This window comes from Oleiagrimonas sp. (assembly GCF_027858935.1).
Lineage (GTDB): Bacteria > Pseudomonadota > Gammaproteobacteria > Xanthomonadales > Rhodanobacteraceae > Oleiagrimonas.
In genome coordinates this window covers 1-9,948 of the sequence record NZ_JAQIBU010000061.1, presented here as the reverse complement: position 1 = coordinate 9,948, position 9,948 = coordinate 1, and the positions used below count along the sequence as shown (strand labels likewise).

10 protein-coding genes are annotated in these 9,948 nt (G+C 64.2%); 5 read left to right on the top strand and 5 right to left on the bottom strand.

Annotation, left to right across the window (positions count from 1 at the left end):
• The 3 genes from PF446_RS02475 to PF446_RS02465 form a co-directional block, all read right to left on the bottom strand.
• Positions 1–1,400 (bottom strand): tetratricopeptide repeat-containing sulfotransferase family protein (locus PF446_RS02475; RefSeq protein WP_298069357.1); only part of this gene is annotated, 1,400 nt, incomplete at its 3' end.
• An 81-nt stretch (positions 1,401–1,481) separates the two neighbouring features.
• On the bottom strand, positions 1,482–3,056 hold the full coding sequence (locus PF446_RS02470; RefSeq protein WP_343224644.1) for a sulfotransferase: 1,575 nt from the start codon (positions 3,054–3,056) through the stop codon (positions 1,482–1,484).
• Between the two features lie 115 nt (positions 3,057–3,171).
• Positions 3,172–4,011: a sulfotransferase gene (locus PF446_RS02465; RefSeq protein ID WP_298069352.1), complete on the bottom strand. Its 840-nt coding sequence runs from the start codon at positions 4,009–4,011 to the stop codon at positions 3,172–3,174.
• Here PF446_RS02465 and PF446_RS02460 point away from each other — a divergent pair.
• On the top strand, positions 4,006–4,518 hold the full coding sequence (locus PF446_RS02460; protein ID WP_298069350.1) for a hypothetical protein: 513 nt from the start codon (positions 4,006–4,008) through the stop codon (positions 4,516–4,518). The genes PF446_RS02465 and PF446_RS02460 overlap by 6 nt on opposite strands.
• A 395-nt stretch (positions 4,519–4,913) precedes the next feature.
• Here the strand turns inward: PF446_RS02460 and PF446_RS02455 are convergent, their stop codons facing one another.
• Together PF446_RS02455 and ubiH are read right to left on the bottom strand one after the other, a co-directional pair.
• Positions 4,914–6,128, bottom strand: coding sequence for an FAD-dependent monooxygenase (locus PF446_RS02455; RefSeq protein WP_298069348.1), 1,215 nt, complete (start codon positions 6,126–6,128; stop codon positions 4,914–4,916).
• A complete protein-coding gene (ubiH, locus tag PF446_RS02450) occupies positions 6,125–7,333 on the bottom strand; it encodes a 2-octaprenyl-6-methoxyphenyl hydroxylase (RefSeq protein ID WP_298069346.1) in 1,209 nt (402 codons plus the stop codon). Before ubiH ends, PF446_RS02455 begins: the two co-directional genes overlap by 4 nt.
• A 106-nt stretch (positions 7,334–7,439) precedes the next feature.
• Between ubiH and PF446_RS02445 the strand changes: the two genes are divergently transcribed.
• From PF446_RS02445 to PF446_RS02430, 4 genes are all read left to right on the top strand, one after another.
• Positions 7,440–8,012, top strand: coding sequence for a DUF6580 family putative transport protein (locus tag PF446_RS02445; RefSeq protein ID WP_298069344.1), 573 nt, complete (start codon positions 7,440–7,442; stop codon positions 8,010–8,012).
• A gap of 11 nt (positions 8,013–8,023) precedes the next feature.
• Positions 8,024–8,590 (top strand): cob(I)yrinic acid a,c-diamide adenosyltransferase, encoded by a 567-nt coding sequence (locus PF446_RS02440; RefSeq protein ID WP_298069342.1) that lies wholly within the window; start codon positions 8,024–8,026, stop codon positions 8,588–8,590.
• A 5-nt stretch (positions 8,591–8,595) separates the two neighbouring features.
• Positions 8,596–9,516 (top strand): histone deacetylase family protein, encoded by a 921-nt coding sequence (locus PF446_RS02435; protein ID WP_298069359.1) that lies wholly within the window; start codon positions 8,596–8,598, stop codon positions 9,514–9,516.
• 184 nt (positions 9,517–9,700) lie between these two features.
• A partial coding sequence (locus PF446_RS02430) for a hypothetical protein (RefSeq protein ID WP_298069341.1) occupies positions 9,701–9,948 on the top strand: 248 nt, incomplete at its 3' end.

The window sequence follows — 9,948 nt, the reverse complement described above, 5'->3', positions numbered from 1 at the left end:
GTGTCGCTCACCAGCGCGGCATACGGCACATCCAGCATGACCCCGGGCATGGTGTTGTGCCAATGCATGCTCACACGCTGATATTGCGCAAAATAATGGGCCAGGGACCGCATATCATGGCTGTAAGCCGAAGACGGTCCGAGCATGCCCTTGTAGTTGGAGAAGCACACATCCATCGGTTCGCGGACCAGATGCAGGATCGGCGCATGCGGCAGGGCCCGTTGGATGAACGGCACCATGCGTATGTTGATGGGCAACTTGTCGATGAAATATCGATGCCCATCCGCCCGCCATTGGGTCTGCTCCAGATAGCGCTCCCCCAGTCGGGCGAAATCGATATCCGCGCTGTGTTCGAGCACCTTCAACATCGCAGGAATACCGCCCGGAGGGATGTCGGTCATCCAGCGAAGCTGACGCCGAAAATCATTGATTTCGCCCGCGGATACCACCTGCGAGTGGTTCGACAACATGCGGTCCAGCAGGGTCGTGCCTGATCGCGGCATGCCGACAATGAAAATCGGCATCGGGCCTTGCTGCTCCTGTGCGACCGCGTCGCGCGCAGGACCCAGTGCGTCACATGCGCGGATGAGCGCATCCGTGAGTCGGGTCTGGCCTTGCTCATCATACGAAACGATCTGGCGCATCTGGACCTGACTGCGTTCCAGCGCCTGCCATGCCTCCTCATGGCGTCCGAGGTCATCGAACTCCTTGAACAAGGCCCACTCGAATCCGGCGAGACCCAACCTGGCGCCGGGAACGTCGAGCTTGGCCGACATGCGCTCGATCTGCGCCTGGAGAGCCTGAACGTGGTTTGCCCCAACCGTCTGCACACGCAAGCTCGATCGTGTCACGGCCGCCTCGCCAAAACGCGGCCAGCGGCGAAGGCAGTCGTCAAGTACGACTTCGGCCTGCCCGGCTTCGCCTGTGTACTGAAGAAGCAACGCATGAAGGTAGACAGGATCGGGAGCGTTGATGCCGCTTGCCATCGCCTGCTCCATCAGCTTTCGTGCGGCGGGAATTTCGCCAAGCATCCAGCGCAGTTGCGCCTGCTCGGCCATGGCCGAAGGCGATTTTTCAGTCCGTCGCTCGAGCGTATCCAGGCATGCGCGAGCCGTCACGATCTCGCCACAGAAGTACAGCCTGCGCACCATGTGGCTGATGAATTCCCGGTCGTCGGGAAGCATCGATGCGGCCTCCAGCAGATGCGCCGTGGACGCGCGGAGCAATCCCCGCTCAAGCATCACGGCCACAAGATCGATACGTGCGTAGGGATCCCCCGGTTTGTCGGCCACCAGCGATTCCAGCGCAGCCTGCGCGACGTCCAGTCGGCCCGCCTTGATGTTTCTGCCGACCTGGAGGCGAAGGCTGCGTTCGGTTTCGGACAATTCATTCATGGTCATGGGTGGATGCCGTTTCTGGATGCATGGCATCAGGTAAACCTGCGCGCAGAACGCGCCTGCATATGATGCCGGGGATGCCGATCATGCCAGCGCCTTGCGTAACGGCTCCAGCTGTCTGGCGTAGCGCTGCCACTGCGCGATGGAGCGGGTATGGATCGCTTCGCGTACCTGGGGGCTGCTCCGAGTGGCGACCGGCGCCGTATTGTGTTCCGGCCGCAGGCAGGCGACCTCCGGCTCCAGACCACAATGGGCGAGCACGCTGCGCAATGTCGCCTCAGGCGAATGTACCAAGTCCGAGTAGTGAACATCGAGCATGGCACCCGGCTGGCTGGCATGCCATTGCGCCACCAGCCGCGCATGCTGATCATGGTAATGCGCCATGGCCAGCATGTCGTAGCTGTAGGGCGAAGAAAGACCGAAGTTGGCTTTCAGGTTGGAAAAGCACACGTCCATCGGATCGCGGACCAGGTGCAGGATCGGCGCTTCCGGCAGGGCGCGCCGGATCAACGGCACCGCCTGGATGTTGATCAGCATCTTGTCAATGAAGTGTGTGTTGCCCTGCGCACGCCACTGGGTCTGCTCGAGGTAGCGCGCGCCAAGTTGCGCGAAGTCGATGCCGGGACTGCGCCGGAATATTTCCTGCATGGAACGCATGCCGCCCGGCGCCACATCCGTTGTCCAGTGCAACTGGCACATGAAGTCGTTGATCTCGCCTGTGGAAGCCACCTGTGAATGGTTCGAGAGCATGCGCTCAAGCAGGGTCGAACCCGATCGCGGCATGCCTACGATGAAGATCGGCATCGGGCCGGCATGCCGTGGTTGGGCATCGGCACCCAGCGCGCAGAGGGATGCCGCCGCTTCCAGGATCGTGTCGATGATGGCGACCTCTTCGCCAGCGTCATAGGGGAGCAACTCGTGCATCACCGCATTGCTTTGTTGCAGCGCCTGCCATGCCTCATCCTGTCGCCCGAGACCGTCCAACAGGGTGAAGAATGCGGAGGCATACTCGGCGCGTACGCGTTTTTCATGCACCGAGCCAGTCGCCTCAGGAATGCGGGCCAGTTGGGCCTCGAGAAACGCAAGTCGAGACTGGGCCGATTCCCGCGTGGGCAGGTTTGCCAGTACCACGGCCGCAGCGCCGAACCCGGGCCATCGCTGAAGGCAGGATTCCAGCTCGCTTGCGGCCCGTTCCATGTCGCCCGTAAACTGGTGCAACAGCGCCTGCAGGTAGCGTTCGTCGGGTGAATCCACGCCGGCCTGCACCGCACGATCCATCCACCGGGCGGCGGTTTCGATCTCGCCCAGAATCCATCGCAGGTTCGCCTGAGCGGCAAGCACGCGAGGTGGCGGGTTCGGCGCGCGCGCGAGATGGTCAAGGCAGCTCCTTGCGGCCACGATCTCCCCGGTCAGATGCAGCAGCGGAACCAGCTGGATGATCAACGGTGCATCATTGGGCAGGGCCTGGACGATGTGCAGCAAATGTCCGGTGGCCGCACGCAACTGCCCACGTTGAAGCACCACCTGGGCCAGTGCCAGACGCGCATGCGCGTCAGCGGGATTGTGCTGCAACAGGGATTCAAGGGAAGACTGCGCGGCTTCCAGCCGACCGCTTTCGACAGCCTGACGGGCCGTCAGCCGCAAACGGTCTTCAGACACGTCGACTGGACCGGAGGTCATCGTAAAAGCCCCCGCCGGCGCTGAACCCTGTGCCCTCGACGCGAAGTGGCCGCTATTCGGCCGTTGCGATGCGGGCAAGCTGTTTGCCCGGTCATCAGGACAGCGCCCGGCGCAACGGTTCCAGCTGCTCGGCATACTGCCGCCACTGGCCGATGCTGCGCGTATGGATCGGTTCGCGAACCTGCGTACTGCTGGGTGTGGCGACCGGCAAGGGGTTGCGTTCGGGGTGCAGACAGTCCTGCTCGATATCCAGCCCGCAATGCTCCAGCACACGACGCATCGCCACATCCGGCTCGCGCACCAGCTGCGCATAGGACACCTCGAGCATGGCCCCGGGCAGGGTTGCGCTCCAATGCGCCGCGAGGAGACGGTATTGTCTGTAAAAGTGCGCCAATGCCAGCATGTCATAACTGTAGGCGGAGATATTGCCGAACATGGCCTTGAAGTTGGAAAAACACACGTCCATCGGTTCGCGCACCATGTGTATGATCGGCGCGTGCGGCAGCGCCCGGCGGATCAGCGCGATCATCTGGATGTTGGTGGGCAGCTTGTCAACGTAATATCCGCATCCACGCGCGCGCCATTGCGTCTGCTCGAGATAGCGCGACCCCAACAGCCCGAAATCAATTTCCGGACTCCTGCGGATCGACTCGAGCATGCCCTGCACTCCGCCCGGGGCCACATCGGCGACCCAATGCAATTGCCGCAGAAAATCGTTGATTTCGCCCGCGGAAGCCACCTGCGAATGGCTGGAGAGCATACGGTCGAGCAGCGTGGTACCCGAACGCGGCATGCCGACGATGAAAATGGGCACCGGGCCCTGAAAGTCCGGGTCGGACGCATGCTTCGCATCCTTGATCTTGGCGGAAGCACCGATCAGCGCTTCAGTCACAGCAGCCTCGCCGGTAGCGTCGTTCGGATTGAGCGCATGCATAATCGCGTTACAGCGCGCCAACGAGGGCCAAGCCTCGTCGACACGCCCGAGGTCGTCCAGCGTCTTGAAACGAGCATATTCAAATTCGGCGCGGACGAACTGTTCATCAGGATCCCGACTTTCAGCAGGAAGCCGATGCAACTGGGCCTCGATGTGATCAAGCACATTGGAATCCGCGCTCTGCCGACGCAAGTTCACCAATGCCATCGCCGCATCGCCGAAATGGGGCCAGCGTTGCAGACACTTTTCCAGCTCGACCCGGGCCTGTTCGTCACAACCGGTGAACTGGAGCAGCATGGCATGCATGTGATGCTGGCCGGGATCATCCGCACCGGCCTTGAGTGCGCGCTGCAGCAATTCCCTGGCCTTGACGACCTCGCCCAACCTGAAACGCATGTTCGCCTGGCCCGTCAACAGCTCTGCAGGAGGATCCGGCGCCTGGGACAAGAAATCCAGGCATTTTCGGGCAGCCAGGACTTCGCCTCGAACCGTCAGATGATCGGCTAGTTGGAGAACCAGTGGCGCATGTCTGGGCAGGTGTTCCGATGCCTGCAACAGGGGCTCGGACGATGCCCTGAACTGCCCCCGCCTGTACATCAGATCCGCCAGTTCCAGGCACGCGGGAGTGTCCTGGGGCGCTTGCCGGACCAGGATTTCAAGCGTGGCCTGCGCAGCTTCCGGCTGATCGGACCTGATCTGCCGAATGGCCTGTTCACGAAGGCGCTGATGGGCGCTGGCATGGTCGGATGTGTTCATCTGGTGAGAATACTTTGACCGGTCCCCAAGCAACAAACCCGCAAGTCGTGGGGCGCAGTCCGGGATGCGGACCACGCGCATGGCGGGAACCTGTGTTTCATCCACGCTTCGTATGAAACCGGTGTGGATGCTGGCTCGGCAAGGATTCAGATCCCTGCTGCATGACGTGCGAACAGGCGCTTGGCTCCATCCGTGTGATCCAGTATCCGCATGCCCAGTCCACGCCATGGGGCGAACGCGGCAGACTTTCCCATGAACACGTGCTCAATGGCATCGAACACGCGTGCGTCCAAAGTGTCTGCACTGCGGCGACGCCGTGCATACCTGCGCAGCACTGTCCCGATGCCGATATCGCGACCGCCCTCGCGGGCCGCGACCAGGGTGTCGCGCAGTTCCGCGACATCACGCAAACCCAGGTTCACCCCCTGTCCGGCAAGCGGATGCACCACATGCGCGGCATCCCCAAGCAGCACCATGCGATCACTCATGTAGCGCTCGGCCAGCTGCAGCCGCAACGGGAACGCCCCGCGTGACGAGGTTTCCGATACCAGACCCAGCCGGAAGTCCGTGGCCACCCCGACCGCCTCGCAAAATGCCGTGTCGCTCAGTGCCAGCATGGCTTCGGCCTGCGTCTCGGGCAGCGTCCAGACGATGGAACAGCGTCCATCGGCCAGCGGCAGCAGTGCGATCGGCCCCGTGGGCAGGAAACGCTGCCATGCGGTGTTGCCGTGAGGTCTCTGTGTGCGTACGTGCGCAACCACACCGCGCTGTGCATAGTCCCGACCTGTCGTCCCGATCCCGGCCCTGACGCGCAGCGGCGATGCAGCGCCATCGGCAGCGACCAGAAGGGAAGCCTCCAGGCTACTGCCATCGGCTAGATCCACCCGAACACCCCCATCGTCGGCGGTGAAATCCTCGACCTGCGCCGGGCACAGGCAGCGCACGCCGGCCGGTGCCAGGGCCTGCCACAGGGTGTGCTGCACCAGCCGGTTCTCGACAATCCAGCCCAGCGTGCCGCGCTGCAGACCACAAGCATCGAAATCGAGCGTGCCGCCGGAACCGGCGTCCCACACATGCATGTGCCGATACGGTCCGACCCTGGCATCGCGGATCGTCGACCACACCCCGAGGGTATCCAGCAGTCGTGCCGAGGATGGCGCCAGCGCGACCACGCGCAGATCAACCTCATCCTTAGCCTGCCAGGGCCTGGGCTCGCGCGACTCGATGATGGCCACGGTGAAACCTTCATGCGCCAATGCCAGGGCAGCGGTCGCACCCGCCATGCCGCCGCCGGCGACCACGACGTCCAGGGCGGGAGCACGACGGCGCCGGGTACGGCTTGTGGCTGCGGTTGCGCTCATGGCGTGGCCTCCAACACGGCCTGCGGCGGTCGGCCACGGAAGCCCATGCCGTGCAGGGCCACCCGCTGGTGCAGCAGCGGCAAGGCCGAGACGGTCAGCAGACCCAGCGAACGCAGCGGCGACAGCTCGGGTTGCGCAAGGCAGGCCAGCCGGACCAGGCCATGACTCATCGCCATCACCCCATCGCGATCGGGCGCACGGCGTGCGGCGTAGGCCTCGAGCAAACCCGGCGCCCCCGGATCTTCGTGGTCCGCGACCATCTCGGCCAGGGTCAACGCATCCCGCAATCCCAGGTTGAACCCCTGGGCACCGATCGGATGGATCGTCTGCGCGGCGTTGCCGACCAGTACCGCCCGCGGTCCGGTCACCCGGTCCGCAGCCACGCGCCGGATCGGGTAGGGATGACGCTTCCCGGGGCGCTGCAGCCGGCCCAAGCGCCAGCCGAAGCGGCGCTGCGCGAGGGCGATGAAAGCCGCATCGTCCAATGCCGAAACGGCTTCGGCTTGCGCGGCTGCCACGGTCAATACAAGGCCGGCACGGTCACCGGCCAGGGGCAGCAAGGCCACCGGGCCTTCATCGCTGAAGCGCTCGAAAGCGCGTCCCTCAGGTGCACGCGACGGCGTGACCGTGCATACGAACAGCGTCTGCGCGTAGTCGTACTCGTCGGTGCCCATGCCCAGAGCATTCCGCACGGCCGAGCCGGTACCGTCAGCACCGACCAGCAATCGCGCATTGATGACGCGCGTATCGCCTTCAGCCTCAACCTGCGCAACCCAACCATCTTCGTTGCGTTCCAGGCGCTGCAGCCGCGCGGGTACCCTGCGCTGCAACCGCTCGCAGGAGGCCAGCCTTGCCTGCAGTGCCAGACCCAGTTCGCGTGCGGGCAACGTCCAGCCAACCGCATCCAGACCCATGGCCCGGGCATCGATCCGGGTACTGCCAAAGTCCCCGGCGCGGCTGACATGAATGTGGCGAATCGGTGTAGCTCCGGCTTCGGCATGCGACCAGACCCCGATGGCGCGGAGCCCGTTGACGGTGGCACGCGCAAGCGCCAGGTTGCGTTCTCCGTAACTGGAGCCCCCAGCTGCGCGTGGAGGACTGGCCTCAACCAGCGTGGCATCCAGGCCGGCCGCATCCAGGGCAATGGCAAGACTGGTCCCGACCAGGCCGCCGCCGATCACCAGAATGTCGGTTTGTTCACTCATGCGCACGATGATACCCGCTTGCGCGGGCCTCGCGAGGGGCCTGTGACCATCACCGATATGCAGTATCCTAGTTGGATCATTTCCAGACCTCGCAAGGGTGCTCTTGATGCCGTCCCAACCGCCTCGCCTGATCACACCACGCATGCTGGTCCTCACCGGCATGATTGCCTTCGCCGTGGCCGTACGCCTGCTGATCCATTTCATGCCGGGCGTCGTGCCGTACAACTTCACTCCGGTGATGGCGATTGCCCTGTTCGGCGGCGCACTGTTCCGCGACCGCAAGTGGGCGCTCTTGGTGCCGTTGCTCGCGATGGTCGTCTCGGACATGGTCATCGGCTTCTACGCACTGGCCCCGGTCATCTACGGCTGCATGGCGCTGGGCGTGGTGCTGGGATCCATGATGCTGCGCCGCAAGCGCAGTGGCCTGCGTGTACTTGCCACGGCGGCGGCGGGCGCCACCGGCTTCTATCTGATCACCAATTTCGCAGTCTGGCTGGCTTCGGGCATGTACGCCCCGAATCTGTCCGGCCTTGCCGCCTGCTACCTGGCGGGCGTCCCCTTCTATCAATACGGCTCGCTACCGGGCACGCTGTTCTGGAGCGGCGCCCTGTTTGGCGGCTTCGCCCTGCTTTCCAGACGCTTTGCGGTGCTGTCCAGCGCCCCACAGCCGGCTTTCTGAAGCGTTCCGGCATGGGCAACCGCCTTTCGAAGATCTATACCCGCACCGGCGACGACGGCAGTACCGGACTCGGCGATGGTTCGCGCGTGGCCAAGGATGCACCGCGGGTCAGCGCATACGGAACCACAGACGAGCTCAATTGCACGGTAGGCATGGTGCTCGCGGTGGATGACGTTCCTGAAAAAGTGCGTGCGTCGCTGACCCAGGTCCAACATGACCTGTTCGACCTGGGTGGCGAGCTTTGCATCCCGGGGATGGAGATGATCCAGGACACCGACATCGCACGCCTGGAGACCATGCTGGACGACTTCAATGCCGAACTGCCTGCGCTGAAGGAGTTCATCCTTCCGGGCGGCGGCATGGCCGCGGCGCATTGCCATCTCGCCCGCACCGTCTGCCGCCGCGCCGAGCGCGAAGTCGTGGCGTTGTCGCGCAGCGAGGTCGTACGCCCGCAGGCAATCCGCTATCTGAACCGGCTCTCGGACCTGCTGTTCGTGGTCGCCCGCGTGCTGGCACGGGCCAGCGGACACGGAGAGGTCCTGTGGCAGCGCCAGAAACGCGTCCGCCCCACGACATGATCCCCTTGCTGCGTTTGTATACCCACCCGGCCTGCATGGCGCACAACACGGGGCCGGGTCATCCCGAGTCGGCTGCGCGTCTGCAGGCCGTACTGGAAGCCCTCGACCACGACCGCTTCGCCGCGCTTGATCGCATCGAGGCTCCCGCCGCCACGTGCGAGCAACTCCTGCGCGTGCACGCCGCGGCCTACGTCGATCGCATCCTCGCAAGCGAGCCCGCAACCGGGCAGGTGTACCTGGACGAAGACACTGTCGTCTCCCCCGGCTCTGTCGATGCCGCGCTGCATGCCGCAGGAGCCGTGGTCGCCGCAGTGGACTCCGTCATGGAAGGACCCGGCACACGAGCATTCTGCGCGGTCCGTCCACCGGGTCACCACGCCACGGCCGACAAGGCCATGGGCTTTTGCCTGTTCAACAGCATTGCCGTGGCTGCCGCGCAGGCTCTGTCGGTGCATCGGCTCAAGCGGGTAGCGATCGTCGACTTCGATGTACATCACGGCAACGGCACCGAAGCCATCTTCGCGGCAGAACCCCGGGTGCTGTATGTCTCCAGTCACCAGGCACCGCTGTACCCGGGCACCGGAAACGCCATCGACACCGGGGTTGGAAATATCGTCAACGCACCACTACCGCCGAATACCGGGTCACAGGAATTTCGCCAGGTCTGGGACGGCCTGCTGATGCCTCGCCTTTACGACTTCCGGCCGCAGCTGGTGCTGGTCTCGGCCGGATTTGACGCGCACAAGCTTGACCCTCTGGCACAGATGGAACTGAACACCGAGGACTACGTCTGGTTAACGGATCGACTTGTGCGCCTTGCCGATGCACACGCGGGTGGCCGCCTGGTCTCGACCCTGGAAGGGGGCTACGACCTGAACGCACTGGCGGCCAGCGCCAGTGCGCACGTATCCGAACTGATGGCATGAATCGGCAACTTGCCTGCTGCCCCGCGGCAACGGTTTCTGCTAGCGTACCTTCGTTGTGTCCCCGGGAGGGACGGGATGACGCTCAAGCCGCGGCCATCCGAGCCATCCTGGCTGCGGCATGCCGGTGGCGTGCGGCTGTTGCCGCGTCGGCCTGAACCATGCACCCCTATGAGGAGACCGGGCCGTGTCGACCCGCCTGCCTGTCCCGACCCATACATTCCTGCTTGCGCTGCGCATTGGCCTGGCCTGTGCCGTCTGGCTCCCGGGCACCGCGATTTCGGCCACGCCGGCTCGGGATAACGCTGCACCAGCAGTGACCTGCGCATTGGGTTCGCTTTCGTGTCCCCCGCGCCCGATCAGCTATGCCATGTGTCGACCGAACGCCCTGCTTTCGTTTTACCAGTACGGACTGCCGGCAGACGCACGCGGCAG

What these genes read in the sequence shown, in the direction of transcription:
- PF446_RS02460 (WP_298069350.1), top strand. Translation starts at nt 4,006, where the DNA reads ATGCATAATCGCGTTACAGCGCGCCAACGAGGGCCAAGCCTCGTCGAC.
- PF446_RS02465 (WP_298069352.1), bottom strand. Translation starts at nt 4,011, where the DNA reads ATGCATGCGCTCAATCCGAACGACGCTACCGGCGAGGCTGCTGTGACT.
- PF446_RS02455 (WP_298069348.1), bottom strand. Translation starts at nt 6,128, where the DNA reads ATGAGCGCAACCGCAGCCACAAGCCGTACCCGGCGCCGTCGTGCTCCC.
- ubiH (WP_298069346.1), bottom strand. Translation starts at nt 7,333, where the DNA reads ATGAGTGAACAAACCGACATTCTGGTGATCGGCGGCGGCCTGGTCGGG.
- PF446_RS02445 (WP_298069344.1), top strand. Translation starts at nt 7,440, where the DNA reads ATGCCGTCCCAACCGCCTCGCCTGATCACACCACGCATGCTGGTCCTC.
- PF446_RS02440 (WP_298069342.1), top strand. Translation starts at nt 8,024, where the DNA reads ATGGGCAACCGCCTTTCGAAGATCTATACCCGCACCGGCGACGACGGC.